The 24288-nt window shown below is 72.9% G+C and carries 16 protein-coding genes; 8 read left to right on the top strand and 8 right to left on the bottom strand.

The window, feature by feature from the left end:
• Nucleotides 1-110 precede the first annotated feature (110 nt).
• The 4 genes from gltB (at nucleotide 111) to ACO06A_RS17770 (ending at nucleotide 10128) form a co-directional block, all read left to right on the top strand.
• Nucleotides 111-4676, top strand: a complete 4566-nt coding sequence (gene gltB, locus ACO06A_RS17755) for a glutamate synthase large subunit (RefSeq protein ID WP_421733514.1) — start codon at nucleotides 111-113, stop codon at nucleotides 4674-4676.
• Nucleotides 4669-6135 carry a glutamate synthase subunit beta gene (locus ACO06A_RS17760; RefSeq protein WP_421733515.1) on the top strand — a complete coding sequence of 489 codons (1467 nt, stop codon included), beginning with the start codon at nucleotides 4669-4671 and terminating at the stop codon, nucleotides 6133-6135. Before gltB ends, ACO06A_RS17760 begins: the two co-directional genes overlap by 8 nt.
• 95 nt (nucleotides 6136-6230) lie before the next feature.
• Nucleotides 6231-7667 (top strand): pyruvate kinase, encoded by a 1437-nt coding sequence (gene pyk, locus ACO06A_RS17765; protein ID WP_421733516.1) that lies wholly within the window; start codon nucleotides 6231-6233, stop codon nucleotides 7665-7667.
• Between the two features lie 181 nt (nucleotides 7668-7848).
• Nucleotides 7849-10128, top strand: coding sequence for a P-loop NTPase fold protein (locus tag ACO06A_RS17770; RefSeq protein WP_421733517.1), 2280 nt, complete (start codon nucleotides 7849-7851; stop codon nucleotides 10126-10128).
• Here ACO06A_RS17770 and ACO06A_RS17775 read toward each other — a convergent pair.
• Nucleotides 10103-10702, bottom strand: coding sequence for a TetR/AcrR family transcriptional regulator (locus tag ACO06A_RS17775; RefSeq protein WP_421733518.1), 600 nt, complete (start codon nucleotides 10700-10702; stop codon nucleotides 10103-10105). The genes ACO06A_RS17770 and ACO06A_RS17775 overlap by 26 nt on opposite strands.
• Nucleotides 10703-10720: 18 nt before the next feature.
• Here ACO06A_RS17775 and ACO06A_RS17780 point away from each other — a divergent pair, with 18 nt between their 5' ends.
• The 3 genes from ACO06A_RS17780 to ACO06A_RS17790 all read left to right on the top strand — a co-directional run bounded on the left by ACO06A_RS17780 (nucleotide 10721) and on the right by ACO06A_RS17790 (nucleotide 15662).
• Nucleotides 10721-11089: a nuclear transport factor 2 family protein gene (locus tag ACO06A_RS17780; protein ID WP_421733519.1), complete on the top strand. Its 369-nt coding sequence runs from the start codon at nucleotides 10721-10723 to the stop codon at nucleotides 11087-11089.
• Nucleotides 11090-11114: 25 nt separating this feature from the next.
• The gene (locus ACO06A_RS17785; RefSeq protein ID WP_421733521.1) at nucleotides 11115-13949 is read left to right on the top strand and encodes a BTAD domain-containing putative transcriptional regulator; all 2835 of its coding nucleotides are present in this window, start codon (nucleotides 11115-11117) and stop codon (nucleotides 13947-13949) included.
• Between the two features lie 69 nt (nucleotides 13950-14018).
• Nucleotides 14019-15662 (top strand): MFS transporter, encoded by a 1644-nt coding sequence (locus ACO06A_RS17790; protein ID WP_421733522.1) that lies wholly within the window; start codon nucleotides 14019-14021, stop codon nucleotides 15660-15662.
• On the opposite strand, the gene ACO06A_RS17795 is transcribed toward ACO06A_RS17790, so the two are convergent.
• Nucleotides 15659-16795, bottom strand: a complete 1137-nt coding sequence (locus ACO06A_RS17795) for a class I SAM-dependent methyltransferase (RefSeq protein ID WP_421733523.1) — start codon at nucleotides 16793-16795, stop codon at nucleotides 15659-15661. The genes ACO06A_RS17790 and ACO06A_RS17795 overlap by 4 nt on opposite strands.
• Before the next feature lie 79 nt (nucleotides 16796-16874).
• Nucleotides 16875-17630, bottom strand: coding sequence for an alpha/beta hydrolase family protein (locus tag ACO06A_RS17800; protein WP_421733524.1), 756 nt, complete (start codon nucleotides 17628-17630; stop codon nucleotides 16875-16877).
• 52 nt (nucleotides 17631-17682) lie between these two features.
• Between ACO06A_RS17800 and ACO06A_RS17805 the strand changes: the two genes are divergently transcribed.
• Nucleotides 17683-18264, top strand: coding sequence for a DinB family protein (locus ACO06A_RS17805; protein ID WP_421733525.1), 582 nt, complete (start codon nucleotides 17683-17685; stop codon nucleotides 18262-18264).
• Here ACO06A_RS17805 and ACO06A_RS17810 read toward each other — a convergent pair.
• From ACO06A_RS17810 to ACO06A_RS17830, 5 genes are all read right to left on the bottom strand, one after another.
• A complete protein-coding gene (locus tag ACO06A_RS17810) occupies nucleotides 18251-18577 on the bottom strand; it encodes a hypothetical protein (protein ID WP_421733526.1) in 327 nt (108 codons plus the stop codon). The two genes, ACO06A_RS17805 and ACO06A_RS17810, sit on opposite strands and share 14 nt — an antisense overlap.
• Nucleotides 18578-18613: 36 nt before the next feature.
• Entirely contained in the window at nucleotides 18614-18976 is a 363-nt protein-coding gene (locus ACO06A_RS17815; protein WP_421733527.1) for a hypothetical protein, read from the bottom strand.
• 35 nt (nucleotides 18977-19011) lie between these two features.
• Nucleotides 19012-19683, bottom strand: coding sequence for a hypothetical protein (locus ACO06A_RS17820; protein ID WP_421733528.1), 672 nt, complete (start codon nucleotides 19681-19683; stop codon nucleotides 19012-19014).
• Between the two features lie 42 nt (nucleotides 19684-19725).
• Nucleotides 19726-21231, bottom strand: coding sequence for a sucrose phosphorylase (gtfA, locus tag ACO06A_RS17825; protein ID WP_421733529.1), 1506 nt, complete (start codon nucleotides 21229-21231; stop codon nucleotides 19726-19728).
• A gap of 88 nt (nucleotides 21232-21319) precedes the next feature.
• Nucleotides 21320-24271, bottom strand: a complete 2952-nt coding sequence (locus ACO06A_RS17830; RefSeq protein WP_421733530.1) for a multicopper oxidase domain-containing protein — start codon at nucleotides 24269-24271, stop codon at nucleotides 21320-21322.
• Between the last annotated feature and the right edge of the window lie 17 nt (nucleotides 24272-24288).

The following is a 24288-nucleotide window of genomic DNA, read 5'->3' on the forward strand; positions in this document are numbered from 1 at the left end:
GCGGTCCGCGGACCGCGCTGTATGGTCACCAGACCTGGGCCGACGACGTCCCGCGTTCCCCTTGTTCGTGCAATTCCCCGACCTCGTCGGGGACCGTGAGGACGGTGCAGATGTCGACGTCGCCCGCGAGCCCTGGCGCCCAGCGCGCGCCGCTGCCGCAGGGTCTTTACGACCCTGCCGCCGAGCACGACGCATGCGGCTTCGCGTTCGTCGCCACGCTGCGCGGCACGCCCGGCCGGGACATCGTCGACGCGGGGCTGACCGCGCTGCTCAACCTCGACCACCGCGGCGCCGTCGGCGCCGAGGAGGACAGCGGGGACGGTGCGGGCATCCTCACCCAGATCCCCGACGCGTTCCTGCGCGACGTCGTCGACGCCGAGCTGCCGCCCGCCGGCTACTACGCGATCGGCATGGCGTTCCTCCCGGTCGACGAGACCGAGCAGCGCCTGGCCGTCGCGGCCCTCGAGTCGATCGCGGCCGAGGAGAAGCTCGACGTGCTCGCCTGGCGGGAGGTCGTCGTGACGGCCGACCTGGTGGGTCCCACGGCGCGCGCCTCCATGCCGGTGTTCCGCCAGCTGGTCGTCGCGGATCCCTCGCGGGAGCTGTCCGGCATCGACCTGGACCGCCGCGCCTACCGGCTGCGCAAGCGTGCCGAGCGCGAGCACGGGCTGTACTTCGCGTCGCTGTCCGCGCGCACGCTCGCGTACAAGGGCATGCTCACCACGGGCCAGCTGGAGCCGTTCTTCACGGACCTGTCCGACCCGCGGTACGCCTCGGAGATCGCGCTGGTGCACTCGCGCTTCTCCACCAACACCTTCCCGTCGTGGCCGCTGGCGCAGCCGTTCCGGATGATCGCCCACAACGGGGAGATCAACACGGTGCGCGGCAACCGCAACTGGATGGCGGCCCGCGAGGGCACGCTCGCCAGCGAGGAGCTGGGCGACCTGGCGCCGCTGCTGCCGGTCTGTACGCCCGGCGGCTCGGACTCCGGCAGCTTCGACGAGGTGCTCGAGCTGCTGCACCTGTCCGGCCGCACCCTGCCGCACGCGGTGATGATGATGATCCCGGAGGCGTGGGAGAACCACGCCCAGATGGACCCCGCGCGGCGCGCGTTCTACGAGTACCACTCGACGCTGATGGAGCCGTGGGACGGCCCGGCGGCGATCACGTTCACCGACGGCACCCTGATCGGCTCCGTGCAGGACCGCAACGGTCTGCGGCCCGGCCGGTACTGGGTGACCGAGGACGGGCTGGTCGTCTGCGCGTCCGAGGCGGGTGTGCTCGACATCGACCCCGCGACCATCGTCGCCAAGGGCCGGCTCGAGCCCGGCCGCATGTTCCTGGTGGACACCGGCAAGGGCCGGATCATCGACGACCAGGAGATCAAGTCCTCCCTGGCGGCGCAGCGGCCCTACGCCGAGTGGGTCCGCGACAACTCGGTGTTCCTCCAGCAGCTGCCCGAGCGTGAGCACGTGGCGCACTCCGCCGCCTCGGTCCGTCGTCGCCAGCGCGCCTTCGGGTACACCGAGGAGGAGCTGAAGATCCTGCTCAGCCCCATGGCCGCCGCGGGCGCCGAGCCGCTGGGCGCCATGGGCTCCGACACGCCCGTCGCGGTGCTGTCGACCCGGCCGCGCATGCTCTTCGACTACTTCACGCAGATGTTCGCGCAGGTGACCAACCCGCCGCTGGACGCCATCCGCGAGGAGCTGGTCACCGCGATCGGCGGCGCCATCGGCCCCGAGCCCAACCTGCTCGAGGACGGCCCCGGGCACGCCCGCAAGCTGATCCTGCCGTTCCCGGTGATCGACAACGACCAGCTGGCCAAGATCGTGCACGTGGCCAAGGAGCCGTCCCTCGGCTTCCGGGCGACCCTGATCCGCGGCCTGTACAAGGTCGGCGGCGGGGGAGAGGCGCTCGAGGAGCGGCTCGAGGAGATCTTCGCCGAGGTGGACGCCGCGGTGGCCGACGGGGTGAGCTTCCTGGTGCTCTCCGACCGGAACTCCGACGCCGACCTGGCACCGATCCCGTCGCTGCTCCTGCTGTCCGCGGTGCACCACCACACGCTGCGCCGGCACACCCGGACGCAGATCTCGCTCGTCGTCGAGGCCGGCGACGTGCGCGAGGTGCACCACGTCGCGCTGCTCATCGGGTACGGCGCGGCCGCGGTCAACCCGTACCTGGCGATGGAGACCGTCGAGGACCTGGCGCGCCACGGCTACCTGCCCGGCGTGGGACCGGAGAAGGCGGTCGCCAACCTCATCAAGGCGCTCGGCAAGGGCGTCCTGAAGGTCATGTCCAAGATGGGCATCTCGACCATCGCGTCCTACCGCGGCGCGCAGGTGTTCGAGGCCATCGGCCTCTCGCAGCCGCTCGTGGACAAGTACTTCACCGGCACCACCAGCCGCCTCGGCGGCATCGGCCTCGACGTCATCGCCGCCGAGGTCGCCGCGCGGCACGCCGACGCCTACCCGGCGAGCGGCAACCGGCAGGCGCACCTGCGCCTCGCGGTCGGTGGCGAGTACCAGTGGCGCCGCGACGGTGAGGACCACCTGTTCGACCCCGAGACCGTCTTCCGGCTCCAGCACTCGACCCGGACGCGGCAGTTCGACGTGTTCCAGCAGTACACCAACCGGGTGGACGAGCAGTCGTCCCGGCTGATGACGCTGCGCGGCCTGCTGGCGTTCAAGGACGGCGAGCGCGAGCCCGTGCCGCTCGACGAGGTCGAGCCGGTCAGCGAGATCGTGAAGCGGTTCAACACCGGCGCCATGTCGTACGGGTCGATCTCCATGGAGGCGCACGAGACCCTCGCGATCGCCATGAACAGCATCGGCGGCAAGTCGAACACCGGTGAGGGCGGCGAGGACCCGGAGCGACTGCACGACCCGGAGCGCCGCTCGGCCATCAAGCAGATCGCCTCGGGCCGGTTCGGCGTCACCAGCGAGTACCTGACCAACGCCGACGACATCCAGATCAAGCTCGCACAGGGCGCCAAGCCCGGCGAGGGCGGTCAGCTGCCCGGCAACAAGGTGTACCCGTGGATCGGGCGGACCCGGCACTCGACGCCCGGGGTCGGGCTCATCTCGCCGCCGCCGCACCACGACATCTACTCGATCGAGGACCTGGCGCAGCTGATCCACGACGCCAAGAACGCCAACCCGCGCGCCCGGATCCACACCAAGCTGGTCAGCGAGTTCGGCGTCGGGACGATCGCGGCCGGCGTGGCCAAGGCGCACTCCGACGTCGTCCTCATCTCGGGTCACGACGGCGGCACCGGAGCCAGCCCGCTCACGTCGCTCAAGCACGCCGGCACCCCGTGGGAGATCGGCCTGGCGGAGACCCAGCAGACGCTCGTGCTGAACAACCTGCGCGACCGCGTCGTCGTCCAGGTGGACGGCCAGCTGAAGACCGGCCGCGACGTCGTCATCGGCGCGCTGCTCGGCGCGGAGGAGTTCGGCTTCGCGACGGCACCGCTGGTCGTCTCGGGCTGCATCATGATGCGCGTCTGCCACCTCGACACCTGCCCCGTGGGCGTCGCCACGCAGAACCCCGAGCTGCGCGCACGGTTCACCGGCAAGCCCGAGTTCGTGGTGACGTTCATGGAGTTCATCGCGCAGGAGGTCCGGGCGCTGCTGGCGCAGCTGGGCTTCCGCACGCTCCTGGAGGCGGTGGGCCACGTCGAGCTGCTGGACACGCGCGCCGCGATCGACCACTGGAAGGCCTCGGGCCTCGACCTGGCCCCCGTGCTGGCCGTGCCGACCCCCGTCGCGGGCTCGGAGCTGCACCGCACCAAGGACCAGGACCACGGCCTCGACCGCGCCCTGGACAACCGGCTGATCGCGCTCGCGCAGGACGCCCTCGAGCGCAGCGAGCCGGTCCGCATCGACCTGCCGGTGCGCAACGTGAACCGGACTGTCGGCACGATGCTCGGTCACGAGGTGACCAAGCGGTTCAGTGGTGCGGGCCTGCCCGACGACACGATCGACGTCACGCTCACGGGCTCGGCGGGCCAGTCGTTCGGCGCGTTCCTGCCCCGCGGCATCACGCTGCGGCTGTTCGGCGACGCCAACGACTACGTCGGCAAGGGCCTGTCCGGCGGGCGCATCATCGTGCGCCCGGACCGCAACGCCGCCCTGTCGAGCGAGCACAACGTGGTGGCCGGCAACGTCATCGGCTACGGCGCGACCACCGGGCAGATCTTCCTGCGCGGGCTGGTCGGCGAGCGCTTCGGCGTCCGCAACTCCGGCGCGACGCTGGTGGTCGAGGGCGTGGGCGACCACGGCTGCGAGTACATGACCGGCGGCACGGTGCTCGTCCTCGGCCGGACCGGCCGGAACTTCGGTGCCGGGATGTCGGGCGGCACCGCGTACGTGCTCGACCTCGTGCCCGAGCTCGTCAACACCGACGCCCTGCGGACGAAGGAGCTGGCCCTCGACCCGCTCGACGACGAGGACGCCGCGCTGGTCGAGCGCCTGCTGCGCGCGCACCTCGACGAGACGGGCTCGCCCGTCGCCGCAGTGCTCCTCGAGGACCTCCCGTCCACGCGGGCGCGGTTCACCCGCCTGCTGCCCACCGAGTACGCCCGCGTCCGCCGTGCGCTCGCCCAGGCCGAGGCCGACGGTCTCGACCCGGCCGCGCCAGGCGTGTGGGACCAGATCCTGGAGGTGGCACGTGGCTGACCCCCGTGGCTTCCTGAAGGTGCGGGACCGTGAGCTCCCGCCCAACCGCCCCGTCGAGGTGCGCCTGCGCGACTGGAAGGACGTGCACGAGCACCTCCAGGACGGTCAGCCCTACCTCAAGGAGCAGGCCGGCCGCTGCATGGACTGCGGCATCCCGTTCTGCCACAACGGCTGCCCGCTCGGGAACCTCATCCCGGAGTGGAACGACCTGGTGTGGCGCGGCCAGTGGTCGGACGCGATCGACCGCCTGCACGCGACCAACAACTTCCCGGAGTTCACGGGACGCATCTGCCCGGCGCCGTGCGAGTCCAGCTGCGTGCTGGGCATCAACCAGCCGCCGGTGACCATCAAGAACATCGAGGTCTCGATCATCGACGAGGCCTTCGCGCGCGGGTACGTGACGCCGCAGGTGCCGCAGCGCCTCACCGGGCACACGGTCGCGGTCGTCGGCTCCGGTCCGGCCGGGATGGCCGCCGCGCAGCAGCTGACGCGGGCGGGGCACACGGTCGCCGTGTACGAGCGCGACGACGCCATCGGGGGTCTGATGCGCTACGGCGTGCCCGACTTCAAGCTGGAGAAGATCCACATCGACCGCCGGCTGGCGCAGATGGAGGCCGAGGGCACGCGGTTCCGCCCGGGCGTCGAGGTGGGCCGCGACGTCACGTGGCCGCAGCTCCAGGCGCGGTACGACGCCATCGTCATCGCCACGGGGGCCACCGTCCCGCGCGAGCTCACCGTGCCGGGCAAGGAGCTGGGCGGCGTGCACGTCGCGATGGAGTTCCTGCACCAGGCGAACGCCGTCGCCGCGGGCAAGCCGGTGCCGGACCAGATCACCGCCGAGGGCAAGCACGTCATCATCATCGGGGGCGGCGACACCGGCTCGGACTGCCTCGGCACCGCGCTGCGCCAGGGCGCCGCCTCGGTGACCACTCTCGCGATCGGCAAGCGCCCGCCGGAGGACCGCCCCGCGCACCAGCCGTGGCCGACGGACCCGATCCTGTTCGAGGTGTCGTCGTCGCACGCCGAGGGCGGCGAGCGGGACTACCTCGCCTCGACGGTCGAGTTCGTGGGCGACGAGTCCGGGAACGTGCGCGCCCTCCAGCTGGCCACGACGCAGTACCTGTCCGACGGACGCCGCGTGCCGACGCCGGGCACGGAGCGGGAGATCCCCGCGGACCTGGTGCTCGTCGCGATGGGCTTCACCGGGCCCGAGATCGACCCCCTCACCGCGCAGATCGGCATCGAGCTCACCCCCCGCGGGCTGGTCGCGCGCACCGACGACTACTCGACCACCGTCCCGGGCGTCTTCGTCGCGGGGGACGCCGGCCGCGGTCAGTCGCTCATCGTCTGGGCGATCGCGGAGGGCCGCGCGGCCGCCGCCGCCGTCGACACCTACCTCTCCGGCAGCACGGAGCTGCCCTCCCCGGTCACCGCCAGCACCGTGGCGTTGCGCCCCTGATCCCCACCTGACCGCGGTCCTCTACCGGCCGGCCAGGGTGGTCGGACGGGACTTTCGGTCCGACCCAGAAACAACGGAAGGCATAGGCTCGCTTCATGCGTAGAGCAAAGATCGTCTGCACCATCGGCCCCGCCACAGAGTCCGCGGAGCAGATCCAGGCCCTCGTCGACGCCGGCATGGACGTGGCGCGGTTGAACCGCAGCCACGGCTCCACGGAGGTCCACAAGGCGGTGTACGACAACGTCCGCGCCGCCGCGCAGGCGTCCGGTCGCTCCGTCGCGGTCCTCGTCGACCTCCAGGGTCCGAAGATCCGCCTCGGCCGGTTCATCGCCGAGAAGCACGACCTCGCGGTGGGCGACACGTTCACCATCACCACCGAGGACGTCGAGGGCACCAAGGAGCTCGTCTCCACCACCCACAAGGGTCTGCCCAACGACGCCCGCGTCGGTGACCCGATCCTCATCGACGACGGCAAGGTCCTGGTCCGCGTGACGGCCGTCGAGGGCCCCCGCGTGGTGACCCGCGTCGAGGTCGCCGGCCCGGTGTCCAACAACAAGGGCCTCAACCTCCCGGGCGTGGCCGTCTCCGTCCCCGCGATGAGCGACAAGGACGAGGAGGACCTGCGCTGGGCCCTCAACGTCGGCGCGGACATCATCGCCCTGTCGTTCGTGCGGTCCGCCGCCGACTACGACGACGTGCGCCGGATCATGGAGGAGGAGAACCGGGTCCTCCCGGTCATCGCCAAGATCGAGAAGCCGCAGGCCGTCGAGAACCTGGCCGAGATCATCGCCGCGTTCGACGGCATCATGGTCGCCCGCGGTGACCTGGGCGTCGAGCTGCCGCTCGAGCAGGTCCCGCTCGTGCAGAAGCGCGCGGTCGAGCTGGCCCGCCGGGCAGCCAAGCCGGTCATCGTGGCCACGCAGGTGCTCGAGTCCATGACGACGAACCCGCGGCCCACCCGCGCCGAGACGTCGGACTGCGCCAACGCGGTGCTCGACGGCGCGGACGCGGTCATGCTCTCGGGCGAGACGAGCGTCGGCGACTACCCGATCGAGACCGTGCGGACGATGGCGCGGATCATCGAGGCGACCGAGGAGATGGGCCGGGAGCGCATGGCGCCCCTCGGCTCCACCCCGCACACCCGCGGTGGTGTGATCACGCGGGCTGCCGCCGAGATCGGCGAGGTGCTCGACGTCAAGTACCTGGTGACGTTCACGCAGTCCGGTGACTCGGCCCGCCGCATGTCCCGCCTGCGCTCGACCATCCCGCTGCTGGCCTTCACGCCGGCGGAGGACGTGCGCAACGTGCTCTCGCTCAGCTGGGGTCTGCAGACCTATCGCGTGCCGTCCGTCGATGACACGGACGCGATGGTCAACCAGGTCGACTCGACCCTGCGCGCCAACGGTCTCGCGGAGATCGGCGACTACGTCGTCGTCGTCGCGGGTGCCCCCGTCGGCGTCGTCGGCTCGACCAACTCGATCGTCGTGCACAAGATCGGCGACGAGGAGACCTCGAGCGGCCGCATCGCCTGACGCACTGCCCCCGCACCACCACGTTCGGCCCCGGCGCCACCGCGCCGGGGCCGAACGGCGTCTCCGGCCCGGAGCGCGGCGGCGTTGCCCCGGGGGCACCGGCGCTGTCACGATCGAGGTGCAGACCGGGTGGCGTCCTGCGCGGGCGTGATCCGCGGGGCGGCGCGCGCGGGGGGATGCCGTGGACGACAGGCAGCGCCCGGTCGTGGACGTGGTCCTCGGCAACGTGCTGGCGCTGCCGGCCGACCTCCTGGTGCTGCCGACCACCGCGCTCGGCACGCTGGGCGATCCGTGGCACACGTTCCTGCTGAGCCTGGGCGTCGACATGCCGATCCACGGCACCACGCTGGGCCGGCTGGTGATGCTCGACGTCCCCAAGTCGCGGTACGTGCGTCGCGTCGCCGTCGCCGTCACGGTGGCGAAGGCAGGCGCTCCCGCGGAGCCGGGCGTCATCGACGGGCTCGCGGAGCAGATCGGCACCGTGACGCGCGAGCACGGGATCACCGACGTCCTGACGCCCGTGCTGGGTGCGGGCGCGGGGAACCTGACCCCCGCGGCAGCCCTCGACGCGCTCGTGGACGGGTTCGGGCGTGCGGCCGCTCCGGGCGCGCGGCTGCACGTCGTCGTCGCCTCGCGGGTGGAGCAGGAGCTGCTGGAGCAGCGGCTGCACGAGCTCGCGGGCGACGTGCCCGAGTCGCTGTCGGAGGTGTCGGAGGTGTCGGAGGTGTCGGTGGTGTCGGAGGTGTCGGAGGAGGCGCCGTCGGCGCCGGAGCCGGTCGTCCCGCGCGCGAGGGCCGGCCCGACGAAGTCCCGTCCTCGTCCCGCTGCTCCGGCGCCGCCGCCACCGACCGACCCGGTGGCCCCCGTCGAGACGTCCACCGGCAGGACCAAGCTGGTCCACGACCAGCCCGCGCGGGCCGACCTTCTCGGCCGAGCGGGCCTGGCCACGGAGGTGGCGTCCCTGCTGCGCGAGCTGGCGGAGGCGCCCGACCGGGCGGAGGAGGCCTTCGCCGTCCACCTCGACGCCCCCTGGGGAGCCGGCAAGAGCAGCCTGGTCGGGTTCATCGGCGAGCGGCTCGCGACGCCGGAGGACCCCGCGCAGCGGGCCTGGACCGTCATCCAGCTCGACGCGTGGAGGTCGTCCCAGCTGTCGCCCGCGTGGTGGGCGCTCCTCGGGCATCTCCGCGAGGGTGTGCGGGCGTCGCTGAGCCCCCGGCGCCGGATCGGGTTCTCCGTGCGCCGGTCCCTCGCGGCGGCGCGGCGGCTCTGGCGGATCTGGCTACCGCCTGCGCTGGTCCTGGCGGTCGTGGCGGTGGTCTGGCTGCTGCAGGGTGATCCGCGCGCGACCATGACCGTGCTCACCGCGGTCGTCGCCTTCACGGTGGCGGTCGGGGGTCTGGGCAGCCGGTTCCTGTCGCTCGGTTCCCTCCAGGGCGCCCGCGTGCACGAGCAGCTGAACGAGAACCCCATGGAGGAGGTGGCGGAGCAGATCTGGGCCCTGCGCCGGGAGAGCCGCAAGGACGTGCTGCTGGTGCTCGACGACCTCGACCGCTGCAACGAGCGGTTCGCGGTGGAGCTGCTGGACGCCGTCCAGACGCTCCTGCGTCGGGGGCCCGAGCGGTCGTCCCGGCGTTCGCGGAGGCGCGCGGCCGCCGGCGCCGACCCGATCCCCGCGCTCGTCGTGCTGGCGGTGGGCGACGGCCGCTGGCTGCGGGCCGCGTACGAGGACGCCTACCGGGTGTTCTCCCCGTACGTCAGCGAACCCGGCCGGCCGCTCGGGCACCTGTTCCTCGACAAGCTCTTCCAGCTGCGCATCGAGCTGCCCACACTGAACCGCACGCAGGTCTCGGGCTATCTCGCCGGCCTGCTCGACGTCGCACCGAAGGGCGGGCCGCGCGCGACGGGCGCGGCCGAGCTGCTGGCCCGGATCCGCGAGGCGCCGCAGGAGGTCGGCCCCGGCTCGCTGGACGAGCGGATGGTCGATCTCCTGACCGAGGCGCGCGGGCTGGGGGACACGACCCGCCAGGGTCTGGCCGAGGCGGTGCTCGAGGCGCGGCGCACCAATCCGGAGCGTGCGACGCAGCAGAGCCACATCCTCGAGGAGTTCGCGGACCTGCTGGAGCCGAACCCCCGCGCGACCAAGCGGTTCCTCATGGCCTACAACGTGGCGTTCGCGGCGCGACTGACCGAGCTGGAGCCGCTGGAGCCCAAGACGCTCGCCCTGTGGACCGTCGTGACGACCCGGTGGCCCGCGCTCGCCGAGTGGATCCGAGGCGAGCTCCCGGACGGTGACCTCTCGCCGGTCGACGAGCCGGGGCACCCGAGCGGGCTGCTCCTGGACCCCCAGGTGCGGCTCGTGGTCGGCTCCGACAGAGGTGGTCCGCTCGACCGTGCGCGCGTGCTGCGGTGCTGCGGCTACGTCGCCGAGCCCGGGCTCAGCCCTGTGACGCCACCCCCGTGACGTCGGCGAGCAGGCGGCCGGCGGCGGTCTCGAAGCGCACCGGGTCTCCGTGGGACCGGGCGACGAGCATGGCTCCCTCGAGGCCGCCGACGATGATGCGGGCGGCCTCGTCCGACGGGCCGGTGAGTCGCAGGACGCCCTGCTCCCGTCCGGCGTCGAGCACCTGCTCGAGCCACGCCTCGTTGTCGTAGAACGCCGTGACCGCCGTGCGCATGGGCGCCGGGAGCGTGGGGTACTCCGCGGCGAGCATGCCGCACAGGCACATCCGCTGGTCGCGCAGGACGTCGGTGTAGAGGGCCACGTAGGCGTCGAGCATGCGGCGGGAGTCGTCAGGGCGGTCGGCGATCGAGACGAGTGCGGCCGCGAACCGCGCGGCGTACCGGCGGATGAGGGCCTCGCCGAGGTCGGCCTTAGTCGCGAAGTGGTAGTGCAGGCTCGGTGTGGCGATGCCCAGCTCCGCGGCGACGTCGGCGTAGCTGAACCCGTTGAAGCCCCGCGTCTGGACGAGCCGCTCGGCGACGTCGAGGATCCGCGTGCGGGTGTCGGCTGTCGGTGGGGCGTCGATCGGGGCCATGCCTGCATCCTCCGTCGGGTGAGAAGCGTTGACAGCCTGAACGACCGCAAGATCGAGGTGATGGACGACCTGTTCCACGAGGACGCGGTGACGGACTGGCCGCAGTCGGGCGAGACGATCGTCGGCGGCGACGCCCGGCGCGGGGTCTACGGCGCGTTCCCGGTGCTGCCGACGATCACGCCACGGCGCCTGCTCGCCGCCGGTGACCTGGTCGTCGCCGAGGCGACGCTGGACTACGACGGGCCGGTGTTCCACAGCACGTTCATCTTCGAGCTCCGGGACGGCAAGATCGCGCGGGAGACCGCGTACTGGGCGGAGCCGTTCGACCCGCCCGGGTGGCGCTCGCAGTGGGTGACGCTGGACGGCGCACAAGGGACGGACGACTGACGCACCGCCCTCGTAGCATCGGCGCATGGAGGTCGGGGTGCTCGGCCCGCTCGAGCTGCGCGAGGACGGCCGGACCGTCGAGGTGCTCGGCGGCCAGCAGCGCGCCCTGCTCGCGGTGCTGGTGGCTCGGCGGGGGCGTGTCGTGCCTGCGGACGTCCTCATCGAGGCGCTGTGGGGGGAGGAGCCCCCGCGCACCGCGACCCACACGCTGCACACCCATGCGTCCCGGCTCCGGCGCTCCCAGGGGGTCCCGCTGCGGGCGGTCGACGGTGGGTACCTGCTCGAGCTCGGGGCGGAGCGGGTGGACGGCGCCAGGTTCGAGGCGCTCGTCGCGGGTGCAGCCGCTGGTCCCGCGACCGAGGCGGTGCGGCTGCTGGAGGAGGCGCTGGCGCTCTGGCGCGGCCCGGCGTTCGGCCGGGCGGCCGACCTCGTCGCGGTACGCGGCGAGGCGCTGCGCCTCGACGAGGCACGATGTGCCGCCCGTGAGCAGCTCGCTTCCGCGCTGCACCACGCCGGGCGCGCGGCCGATGCGGTGGCGGTCCTCGAGGCCCTGGTGGCGGACGAGCCCTATCGCGAGACTGCCTGGGCGCAGCTCGCCCGCGCGCTGACGGCGGCGGGCCGGCCTGTCGACGGGGTCGCGGCCGTGGCCAGGGCGACCGCGAGCCTGGACGAGCTCGGGCTGCGGCCGTCAGCCGACCTGCGGGCCGCGCAGCAGGAGGCGTTGCGGGGCCGCCCGGCGCGGACGACCGCGCGCCCGTCGCTCCCCGTGCCCGCGTCGACGCTGGTGGGTCGTGAGCAGGACCTCGCCGCGGTGGACGCCCTGGTCGGCACCGAGCCGCTCGTCACGCTGCTGGGTCCGGGGGGCGTCGGCAAGACGCGGCTCGCCCTGGAGGTCGCCCGCCGCCGGGGGCAGCAGCACCGGTCCGGGGTGCGGCTGGTGGAGCTGGCGACGCTCACCGACGGAGCGGCGGTGCCTGCGGCGACGGTGGCGGCCCTCGAGCTGTCCGGCGAGGGTGGCACGACGTCCACCATGCTGCGTCGCGCGGGCACGCTGGACCTGCTCGTGGTGCTGGACAACTGCGAGCACGTCATCGAGGCGGTGGCCGCGGTGGTCGAGGACCTGCTGGCCGCCGGGGGACCGCTGCGCGTGCTCGCGACGAGCCGGGAGCGGCTCGAGGTGGCCGGTGAACGGGTGCACGCCGTGGCGCCGTTGGCGGTCGACGGCACCGACCCGGCAGCGCGTCGGCTGTTCGTGGAGCGAGCCCGGGCCGCCGGCGCGTGGGCGACCGATCCCGAGCCCGCGGAGGTCGACCGGGTGGTCCGGGAGCTGGACGGCCTCCCGCTCGCCATCGAGATGGCGGCCGCCCGGGCCGCGACCGTCGGGCTCGTCGACCTCGGGGACCAGCTGGCGACGGGCGCGGCCAGGCTCGCGCACCCGGGCCGCGGTACCGAGCCTCGACACCGCACGCTCGCCTCGGTGATCGCGTGGTCCTCCGCGCTGCTCGACGACGCCGAGCGCGCGGTCCTCGCCGACTGGCCGGTGTTCGCCGGGCCGGTACGACCGGCCGACGCCACCGCGGTGCTCGAGGCGGCCACCGAGGTCCCGGAGCGCCTCGTGCGGCGGTCCCTGCTCGCGCTCGACGTGCGGGACGGCCGCACGCGGTACCGGATGCTGCACACCGTGCGCTCCGCCGTGCTCGACTCGGCACCGGTCCGGCCGGCGCTCCAGCGGCGGCACGCCGAGTGGTTCCTGGACGTGGCGCGCCAGGCCGACGCGGCCCTGCGCACGTCCGCCGAGCCCGAGGCCTGCGCGCTGCTGTCCGTGCAGGTGGCGGACCTGCGCGCCGCGCACGCGTGGGCCAGGACCACCGACCCCGCCCTGGCGGCGCGGCTGTCCGGGGCGCTGCACGTGCACGCCACGGGCACCATGAACGACGAGATCCTCGGCTGGGCCGCAAGGCTGGGTCCGGTGCTCGCTGACGACGACCCCGAGGGCGCCGCCGCGCAGGTCTCGGTCGCGGCGCGGCTGGTGGTCGGCGGCGAGCTGCGTGCGGGGGAGCAGCGGGCGCGGCGAGCCCTGGAGGTGGCCGACGACGACCGCGTCCGGATGACCGCGCTCGAGGTGCTGGGCGACGTGGCGCTGTACGACGGCCGGCTCGACGACTCGGCGGCGCTGGGCCTGCGCCTGGTCGAGCTGGCCCGGTCGCTGGGTGATCCGCACTACGTGATGACCGGTCTGAGCTACCCGATCCTCTGCGCGTCGTACGCGGGCCGGTACGACGAGGCGCGCGAGCTGCTGGACCGCACGCGGGAGGAGATGGACCGGTTCCACGACCTCGGGCCCACCGTCCTGGGCAACCTCGCCTACGCGTCGGGCGAGATCGAGATCGAGCACCGTCCGGCGGTGGCCCTCGCGCACCTGGAGCGGGCGGCGACCCTGGCCGAGCAGTCCGGCTGCACCTTCCTCGGCGGGGTCGCACGGGTGTCGGCGTCGTCGGTCCGCGCCCGGCACGGGGACCCGGCGGCTGCGATGGCCGCGTTCGACGAGGTGGTCCGCTGGTGGCTGGTGCGCGCGAACCGCACGCACCTGGTCACGACGCTGCGCAACCTCGTCGACCTGCTCGAGCGGGTCGGTGCCGACACCGCGGCGGCCGAGCTGTGGGGAGCGGTGGTCCTCGGGGGCGGGTCGGTGAGCTTCGGTGCCGAGCGCGCACGGCTCGACCGCGCGCGAGAGCGTCTGCAGAGCAGGCTCGGTGCTGACCGGTTCGCCGAGCTCGCCGACGTGGGGGCGACGCTCGACCCGGAGACCGCGGCCCGGCACGCGTTGTCCGCGATGGCGTCGGGGCCCGCGGGGGCGTAGCGGTCGGATCCCTGGTGGTGGTAGTCCTGGACAGACCGGCAGCCCGCCGGAGAGGGGACACGGTGGCCGATGGCCTCTCGCACCCGCGGGGCAGCGGGGCTCGTCCTGTTCACGCTGGCCACCGCGCAGTTCCTCATGACGCTCGACAGCTCGGTGATGAACGTGTCCATCGCGCAGGTCGCGGCGGACGTCGGGACCACCGTGACGGGCATCCAGACCGCGATCACGCTCTACACGCTCGTGATGGCGACGATGATGATCACGGGCGGCAAGATCGGCAGCCTGATCGGGCGGCGCAGGGCGTTCGCCATCGGCTGCGTGATCTACGCCTGCGGCTCGTTCGTCACCTCGATCGCCCAGAGCCTGCCGGTGCTGATCCTCGGCTGGTCGGTGCTCGAAGGCCTGGGTGCGGCGCTGATCATGCCGGCGATCGTCGCGCTGGTCGCCTCGAACTTCGGCACCTCCGACCGCCCGAGGGCCTATGGCCTGGTCGCGTCAGCCGGCGCGATCGCCGTGGCCGCCGGGCCGCTGATCGGCGGGTTCGTCACCACCTACTGGACCTGGCGCTACGTGTTCGCCGGGGAGGTCGTCCTGGTCGTCGGCATCCTGGCGCTCACCCGGAGGATCGCCGACGCCGAGCCGGAGGAGCGGTTCCGCCTCGACCTCGTCGGCTCCGCCCTGTCCGCCCTCGGGCTCGGGCTCGCTGTCTTCGGGGTGCTCCGCTCGGGGGAGTGGGGGTGGGTGCTGACCCGCCCCGGCGGCCCGTCGTGGGTGGGACTGTCACCGACGGTGTGGCTCGTCCTGGCCGGCCTCGTCGTGCTCCGCCTGTTCGTCGCGTGGGAGCACCACGTCGCCGCGGCGGGCCGGGAGCCGCTGCTGCGCCTGGACCTGCTTCGCAACGCCAGGCTCGTCGGCGGACTGACGATGTTCTTCTTCCAGTTCATGATCCAGGCCGGACTCTTCTTCGTGGTCCCGCTGTTCCTGTCCATCTCCCTCGGCCTGACGGCGCTCCAGACCGGTGCGCGACTCCTCCCGCTGTCCGTGTCGCTCCTCATCGCCGCCATCGGCATCCCGCGGTTCTTCCCCCGGGCCTCGCCGCGCGAGGTCGTGCGCTGGGGCCTCGCGGCGTTGCTGCTGGGCATCGTCGTGCTCATGGGCGCCCTCGAGGTGGGAGCCGGAGCCGAGATCGTCACCGTCCCGCTCCTGCTCGCCGGGTTCGGGGTCGGCGCGCTCGCGTCGCAGCTCGGCGCGGTCACCGTCTCGGCCGTGCCGGACGAGCTGAGCGGTGACGTGGGCGGAGTGCAGAACACCATGACCAACCTGGGCGCGTCGCTCGGCACCGCGGTGGCCGGCTCGATCCTCATCGCGACCCTGACGTCGACGCTGCTGACCGGTCTGGGTGACAACCCGCAGGTCAGTGCTGAGGTCACGGCCACCGCCGAGGTGCAGCTGGCCGGTGGCGTGCCGTTCGTGTCCGACGCCCAGCTGCAGAGCGCGCTCGGCGAGGCCGGTCTCCCGCCGGACGAGGTCACGGCGATCACCGAGGAGAACGCGGCAGCCCGGATCGACGCGCTGCGGGCGAGCCTCGCGGTGCTGGCGATCGTGGCGGCGCTGGCGCTCTACTTCTCCCGTCTGATCCCGACGCTCCCGGTGGGCTCCGAGCCGGTGGCAGCGGCGTCACCACCACCGGCCCGTCGCACCGGAGAGCGCTAGAGCCGGAGGCGGTAGAACCGGAAGAAGTCGCGCTCCACGGGGAGGATCTCGACGGCAGAGAAGCCCGCCGCCGCGGCGTAGTCCGCGAGCACGCTCGGACGCATCACCGTCCCCGTGCCGACGCCGCCCGGAGTCGACAGCCCGTCGGGCAGGCAGCACAGGATCGAGAACCCGTACAGCAGGCGCTCGACCAGGTCGCCCGGCGCGGCGAACGTCTCGGCGGCACGCTCGTCCATCACCAGGACGTAGCCGTCGTCGCGGGCCATCTCCCGCATCGCCGTCAGGACGCCCACCGGGTCGGGCATGTCGTGCACGCACTCGTAGGCCATCACCACGTCGAACGCGCCGGACCGGGACTCGCGCAGGGTGGCGGCGTCGACGGTCGAGAACGTGACCCGGTCGTCGACGCCGTGCGCGCTCGCGTGCCGACGAGCGGCGGCCACCGACGGCTCGTCGACGTCGAACCCCTCGAACGTGGCCGACACGAACCCGCGGGCGAGGCCGATGGTCGACCAGCCCTCCCCGCTGCCGATGTCCGCCACGCGGGCGGTCCCCAGCAGGCGCTCGTGCAGCTCGGGCAGCGCGGGGACGATCTCCTGGGCCAGCTGGTGCAGGAAGAGCGGCCGGTTGAACGCGGCCTGCGCGGTCCGGGCATCCGGTCCCAGCTGCGCCCACGAGACCCCGCCGCCGTGGCGGTACGCCTCGACGAGGTCGTCGAACTGGCGACCGACCGCCACCGCGAACCCGGCCAGCGGGGCGGTGTGCGCGGGGCTGTCGGCGTCGGTGAGCACCTCGACCGCTCCGGGGGCGACGTGGAACCGGCGCTCGGTGGGTGCGGCGGCGTCGTCGTCGACCAGCAGGTAGCCGCTGACTGCCTGCTGCTCCAGCCACTCGCGGGCGTAGCGCTCCTGCGTCCCGGTGCGGTGTGCGAGCTCGACGGACGTGAGCGGTCCCTCGTCGACCAGCGCCTGGTACCAGCCGAGCGTGCGGCCCAGGTGCAGCGCGAGGACCTCCATCGCCCCGAGCGTGGCCGCGACGACGCGCGTCGAGAAGACCTCGGCGTCGGCGTCGGCGGCGGGGGTCTCGAACAGGTCGCTCGTGCCCGCGGTGCTGGTCTGCGTGGTCGTGCTCATGATTCCTCCGGGTCGGGTGCGGTGTGCATGACCCAGGGTGCCCAGACGCCCTCGCAGACTGCTCGCAGCCCGCTCGCGCTCAGCGCAGGACGCCCCGGAGCGAGTCCAGGACCACCGGCCACGCGCCGGACGTGGGGTCGATGAGCTCGAAGTGTCCGACGTCCGGGACCTCGACCAGGCGGACACCGGTGCGGTCCCGGTAGCCGCGCGAGACGCTGACGGGCACGGTGTCGTCGAGCCGCCCGTGCACGACGACGGTGGCCGCTGCGGGGGCGCCGAGCGTGCCGGGGTCCGTCGCCGCGAACCGGCCGGGGACCGTGGCGTGGCTGCCTCCCAGCAGCTCGGCGACGGCACCGCGGCTCAGGCCCAGCCGGTCGACGGCGACCAGGTCGGCCGCGGGCGCCAGCGCGACGACCCCGCGGACGCGGGGTGGCCGGGCGGCTCGACCGGGCGCCCCGGTGGGCAGCCGGTCGCGCAGCGCGGCCCAGAGGGCCAGGTGCCCGCCCGCGGAGTGACCGACGTACGCGACGGAGTCGAGGTCGACACGGTCGATGAGCGCCGCCTCCACCGCGTCGATCGCGGCCCCCACGTCGGTGAACGTCGCGGGCCACCCGCCGCCGCCCCCGACCCTGCGGTACTCGACGTTCGCCACCGCGTACCCCCGTGCGGTCAGGTCGTCGGCGACGACGCGCACGTGCAGCCGGTCGTACGCGACCCGCCAGAAGCCGCCGTGCAGCAGGACCACCAGCGGGGGACGTGCCACGCCCGTCGGGAACGTCAGGTCGACCAGCTGGTCGGGGAGCGTGCCGTAGCGCAGGGTCTCGAGAGGGGCCACCGAGGGACAGTACCGACGGACGACTGCGACCCGGTCACGGCATAGTGGCGGGATGGACGACAAGGCGACCTTGCACCGCTACCTGCGCGCCCAGCGCACCAGCCTGCTCAGCAAGCTCGACGATCTCGACGAGTACGCGATCCGGCGGCCGATGACAGCGACCGGAACCAACCTGCTCGGCCTCGTCAAGCACGTGGCCAGCGTCGAGCTCGGCTACTTCGGTGAGGTCTTCGGCCGTCCGCCGGACCGCGAGCTGCCGTGGTTCGCCGACGACGCCGAGGTGAACGCCGACATGTGGGCGACCCCGGACGAGACCCGCGAGGAGATCGTCGCGCTGCACCACTACTCGGCCGAGCACAGCGACGCGACGATCGAGGCGCTGCCGCTCGACGCCCCGGGGGACGTGCCGTGGTGGGGGGAGAAGCGACACGTGACGCTGCACCAGATGCTCGTGCACATGAGCGTCGAGACCGCCCGGCACGCCGGGCATGCGGACATCGTGCGCGAGCTGATCGACGGTGCGGTCGGCAGCCGGCGCGACGACCCCAACATCCCGGCCATCGACTGGCCGGCCTACCGCGAGCGGCTCGAGTCCGCCGCGCGGCAGGCCGGACAGCGGGCTACACGTCCGTGAACTCGCAGGTGATGACGAAGCGGATGTTCTTGTCGAACGTGTAGGTGCGGTCGCCCTCGTTGGCGTCGCCCAGGTCGCTGACGAAGTACGTCTTGCCGGTCTTGATCACCACGAACGCCACCGGCGACGGCTTGGTGTAGGTGCGGACCCCGTGGCCGACGGTCGCCTTGGTGCAGTCGTAGACGCCGCCGTACTCCCACGTGGTCGGGTCGTCCCGCGGGTCAGTGGGACAGGCTGCCGCCGACCCGGCCGAACCGAGCACCGCGGCTCCGGCGAGCGCGGCGGCGATGAGTGACGTGCGTGGACGAACCATGGAGTGCCCCCTCATGACGGACGGGCACCGTGCTGGTCACGGTGTCCGATTTGTCCACGTTAGGGGCTGGAGCGGCCTGTCGAGAACGAGGTCGGAGGGCGATTCCGCGGTTTCACCCGCCGGAGCGCCCCGACGGGAGCGGCGCAGCAGCCGGACGGCGAGAACGGCGAGCGGGATGTTGACCATCGCGGGGACACCGACCCACAGGGATCCCGTGAGCACGGCGTACGTCGCCCACAGGCTCTCCGTGACCAGCAGCACCACCTGCGTCGTGATCGAGATGCCGTCGAGCGCGGTCGCGTCGTGCCGGTGGCGCCACAGCCGCACGGCCTGCGGGAACCACAACGTCAGGGAGCCGGCGGAAGCCAGCAACCCGACGTACTCCACCCCGGCGCTCATGCACTCCAGGGGTGCGCCACCCCCGGTGAGATACCTCAGCCTGGCCGGGTCGGCTCGGCGGGGCGGCCGTGGCCGGGGGTGAGCAGGATGGCGATGCTCAGGACCAGCACCCAGGCGGGGAACAGCAGCTGCGCCCACTTCTGCGTGCCGGCCACCAGCAGGAGCACGAGCGCGACGGCGTAGCCGCTGAACGGGACCCAGCGCGGGACGGCCGCGGTCCGCAGCGCGACAGTGCTCACCGAGAGCGTGAACACGGCGGCCATCCGCATCGCGTACACCGACACGAGCGCCTCCGTCGCACCCCGCCCGAAGGTCCAGATCCCGGCGTCGAGGCGCTCGCCCGGGATCATCTCGACGAGGCTGGTCACGGTGACGGCCCCCTGGAAGAGCATGCCGAGGAACAGCAGGCCGCTCCCGAGGAAGACGGTGGAGAAGAGCCGGTCCTCGACCTCGCCCAGCTGGTCACGGACGACGCCGATGAACCAGAGGAACGCGATGCCGGCGAACGGCACGAGGTTCAGCGCGGTGCGGATCAGGGTCTGGCGTGCCGGGTCGGCCTCGAGCTGCTGGAGGCTCTCTCCGGACACCGCGACCCGCATCATGGCGAGCGCGGCAACGAGCAGCACCCCGAAGAGGATTCCCGCGACCGCCGCGGACCGTCGGCTGCGCCATCGACGAGCGGTCACTCCCGGCCCCGGTGCGGTCATCTGCCCATCCTGGCAGCGGGCCGGGCGGCGGACCGAGGTCGGCTACGCATGAGGGGGAGCAGCCAGCAGGTCGGACGTGCTGCCCGAGCCGCCGTCGGCGGTCGTCCACCGGATCGTGGCCGACGCCTCCACGAGGTCCACGGCGAGGTGGGCGGTCGCGGCGGGCTCGGCGACGCCGCGGCGGGTCATGCGCAGCACCGAGCCGACGAGCTCGACCTCCACGCCGCCGTCGTACGCGGGCAGGGCGTTGCGGAACCGGCACAGGTCGAGCAGGGCGGCGACGACGGGCCGACGAAGCGCCGCCTCGACCTCGTCGGGGGTGTAGTGGTGCCGGTTGATGTCCCGCCCGACCCCGGTGCGCTCCAGGAGGTCGAGGTCGTTCCCGCCCGCCAGCGCGCCGACGTAGTAGACCTGCGGGATCCCCGGGGTGAACAGCTGGATGGCCCGGGCGGCCAGGTAGGCGTGGTCGTCGCCACCGAGGGCGTCGTAGAACGTGGAGTTCACCTGGTACAGGTCCAGGTTCGACGCCGCCGCCCCCGTCGCGCGCTGCGACGCCCCACCCGTGCGGGCGTGGATGCCCTGCACCAGGGCGTCGATCTGCGCCGAGCCCAGCAGGCCCGGACGCGGCTCCTCGCCGGGCCGGGCCGTCTGGTCGGGACCGACGTCGATGACGCCGATCCCGTCGTGGGTGTCGAGCACCGTGACGGCGTTGGCGGGGCGTTCGTTCATCCAGCGGGCCAGCACGGAACCGTCGCCGGTGTACAGGGCGTGCAGCACGAGCGGAGGCAGGGCGAAGTCGTACACGAGGTCGACCGACCGGCCGATCTCGATCTGCCGGCGGAAGTACGAGTGGACCTCGACCAGCACGTCCACCCCCCGCGCACGCGCCTGCCCGGTGAACTCCTCGATGAACGCGAAGGTCTCCGGCGTCATGAAGCACGTGGTGCCGGGGGTCTTCACCGCGTACCCGACGGCGTCGAGCCGCACCAGCGTGACGCCCGCGTCGGCGACGGCGTCCAGGACCGACGTCAGGTAGGCCGTGCCGGCGGGGGAGCGCACGTCGATGTCGATCTGCTGCGCCGTGAACGTCGTCCACACGTACCGGAGGCGGTCGCCGAGCCGGACGGGGGTGAACGGAAGTCCCGGTCGCGGCCGGTAGATGCGGGTCAGGTCCTCCTCGGTGGCGCCGACGGGGAACACCGACGACATCGTGAGGAACATGCCGGCGTGCGGTGAGGCGTCGCCGCGCGCCCGCACGTCGGCGAAGGCCGCCGAGTCGGCCGAGACGTGGTTGACGATCAGATCGACCACGGTGTCGTGCGTCGTGGCGAGCTCGCGGACGTCGTCCCAGGTGCCCAGGCGGGGATCGACGGCGGTGTGGTCCACCGGGTCGAACCCCGCGTCGGCGCCGTCGTACGGCGTGAAGAACGGCAGCACGTGCACCCCGCCGAACGCTCCCGCCAGCGGGCCGCGGAGCAGGCGCGTCAGACCCGGGAGGTCGCCGCCCAGGCGGTCGGCGTACGCGATCAGCTGCACCTCGTTGCGCATCGGTGCCGTCCTCGTCGATGCCCGCACCTCGTCGTGCCGGGTCCTCTCGTTCTACCGGTGGAACGACCGGAGCGGAAGTGGGCGGGTGTCAGGGGATGTCGAAGGCGTCGATGTCGAGGGTGTCGGTGGTCAGGCCGTGGGTGGTGCCGTCGAAGTAGACCGACCAGGTGCCGGTGTTGCGGGCGAGGATGTCCTCGTCCTGGGTGGTGCCCAGGGTGGGCACGGTGGTGGTGGTGGTGGAGAAGGACAGCAGGTAGTGGGTGGCGTCCTTGCGGACGAACCCGTCGGTGTTGGTGGCGGTGGGTAGCCCGATGGCGGTGGCGTCGATGACGCGGGTGTAGGTGGTGCCGTTCCAGGAGTAGATGTCGGCGTCGTCGGCGGTGCCGGTCACGCCGGGGGGGTTGGTGTTGCCCAGGGTGGAGAAGTAGAGGGTGGTGCCGGTGATGTTGATGGCGTCCAGGTCGAGGGTGGCGGCGGTCAGGCCGTGGGCGGTGCCGTTGAAGAACACCGACCAGGTGCCGTTGTTGTTGAGTACGACGTCTTCGTCCTGGACGGTGCCCAGGCCGGGCACGGTGGTGTCGGTGGCGAAGGACAGGTAGTAGTGGGTGGCGTCGATGCGGTCGTATCCGTCGATGTTGGCGCCGGTGGTCAGCCCGATGGTGGTGGCGTCCAGGGTGCGGGTGTAGGTGGTGCCGTTCCAGGTGTAGAGGTCGGCGTCGTCGGGGGTGCCGGCCACGCCGGGGGGGTTGGTGTTGCCCAGGGTGGACAGCACGATCGGGGCGCGGACGGCCACGGTGGTGGTGGCGGGGGTCGACCAGTTCCCGGCGGCGTCGCGGGTGCGCACGGTCAGGGTGTGGGTGCCTTCGTTCCAGGTGGTGATGTCGATGCTGGTGGTCAGGGTGGATGTCGGGCCGGTGCCGGTGATCGTCATAGGGGTGGCCAGGCCGAGGCCGGGGTCGGTGCCGCGGAACCACTCGGCGCGGGTCAGGGTGGTGGTGTCGGTGCTGGTCCCGGTCAGGGTGATGGTGGTGGCGCCCTGGGTGGGGTTCGGGGTCGCGGTCAGTGCGCTGATCACGGGCCGGACCTTGTCGACCATCAGGGTCCCGGTCGCGACCGGCCCCCAGTTGCCCGCCGCGTCCCGACCCCGCACCGAGACCACGTGCGACCCGTTGGTGAGCGCGGCCACGGTGGCCAGGGGGATGTCGGCGTAGACGCCCTCGGTCGGGTCGGTGTATGCGCCGTCCGCGGCGGCCACGACGAAGCCCGTGCCCGGCGCGCCGACGGCGTCGATGAAGCCCTCGGCGCGGGCGATCCTCGTGTTCACCCCACCGGACGCCGGGTCGGTCACCGTCGTCGCGATGCGGACCGCCAGGGTGCTCGGGTTGTAGGGGAGGGTGCCGTTGTTGGGCGTGACGGCGACGGACACCGGTGCGGTGGTGGTCGGACCGGTCTTGTCCACGACCAGGCTCGCCGTGGCGTGCTCGCCCCAGTTGCCTGCCGAGTCCTGCGCGTGGATGGAGACGACGTGCTCGCCCTCGGTGAGGGCGTTGACGGTCCCCGCGGCGATCGTCGCGTCGATGCTGGAGACGGCCGCAGCCGTGCCCACCACCTGGGAGGTCCCGGTGCCGTCCGCGCCGACCGTGTCGAGGAAGAGCTCCGCCGCCGCGATGTCGCTCCCGCCGCTCGCGGTGTCGTCCGCGGTCGCGGACACGGACACGGCGACCGTCCCGTTCGTGGCGTCGGGGGACACCGTCGTGGCCGTCGTCACCGGACCGACGGCGTCGCCTCCGCTGACCAGAACGGAGCTGAACGGCCCCCACTGACCCAAGGAGTCCTGGCCGCGCACGTAGACGATGTGCTGGCCGACGAGCGCCGGTGCGCCGACGCCGACCACGTCCTCCGTGACGGAGTCGAACGTGCCGTCCACCGGGTCCATCGCGGTCCCGGGGCTGGTCACGGCGTCGACGTGGTACTCCGCGGCGGTCACGACGGACCCGCCCGTGGCGGCGTCGCTGACGGTCGCGGTGACGTCGGCGGTGCTGCGTGCGTCGGTCGTCGCGGGGCCGGAGTCGTCGACCGCACCCGTGCCCGTGACGTCGAGGAAGGTGAGCATCCCGCCGGTCCCGGCGGTGTTGCTGTTGTGCAGGAGCAGGTTGCCGTCGTGGACCGCGAGGGAACGGTTCGTCCCCGAGGCCGTCGGGGTCACCAGGGCGTCCGCGGTCTGCCCGGGGCCGAACGTCTCCGCGACGTACTGCCGCGCGAAGCTCAGCGGGCTGCCGTCCAGCGCGACGACCGTCTGGTGCGCGCCGAGCACGGACATCGAGTGGTACTGGCTGCCCGCGTTCACGTACCGCAGGAGCGTCGTGCGGCCGACCGCCGTGCTCACCGCGTCCGTGTCGGGGTAGGCCTCCCCGTTGACCAGGAAGTAGCGGGGGGCGTACTTGCGCATGTCGAAGCTCGCCGGCGCAGCCGCGTTGTTCAGGGCGGGGTCGATCTCGCTGAGCACCAGCACGGCCTCGTCGTCGTACGCCGTCGCCGCGGTGCCGTAGGCCTGGCCGGGGGTGGCGGAACGCACGACGAGCGCTCCGTACAGGCCCATGGCGACCTGGTGCTGGGCGTTCGGGAGCAGGCCGGCCTCGTAGAGGTAGGTGCCCGGGCGGGTCGCGGTGAACGAGTACACCTTCGTGCCGTTGGTGGCGACGCCGGTGCGGTCCGGGACCATGCCCTGGCCCTGCACCAGCAGGGCGGAGGTCTCGCCGACCATGTTGTGCAGCGTGATGTCCACCGTGTCGCCGACGTTCACGACGAGCGTCGGGCCGCCGGGGCGGGTGACCGCGGTGTCCGTGAGGCTGTAGCCCCAGACGGTGACCGACTGGCCGCCCGCGGGCAGCGTCGTGGTGCCGGTCTTCGCGTACAGATCGATCGGCACGGTCGCCGCGGCGGCAGGCCCCGCCGGCGAGACGAGGGCCAGCACGAGGGCCAGCGCTCCGCCGGCAGCGACGACGGAGACAGCCCTCCGCAGGCTCGTTGCGCGCATCATCGTTCTCCCACCTCTCC

It is taken from the genome of Cellulomonas sp. (assembly GCF_965229465.1).
Lineage (GTDB): Bacteria > Actinomycetota > Actinomycetes > Actinomycetales > Cellulomonadaceae > Cellulomonas.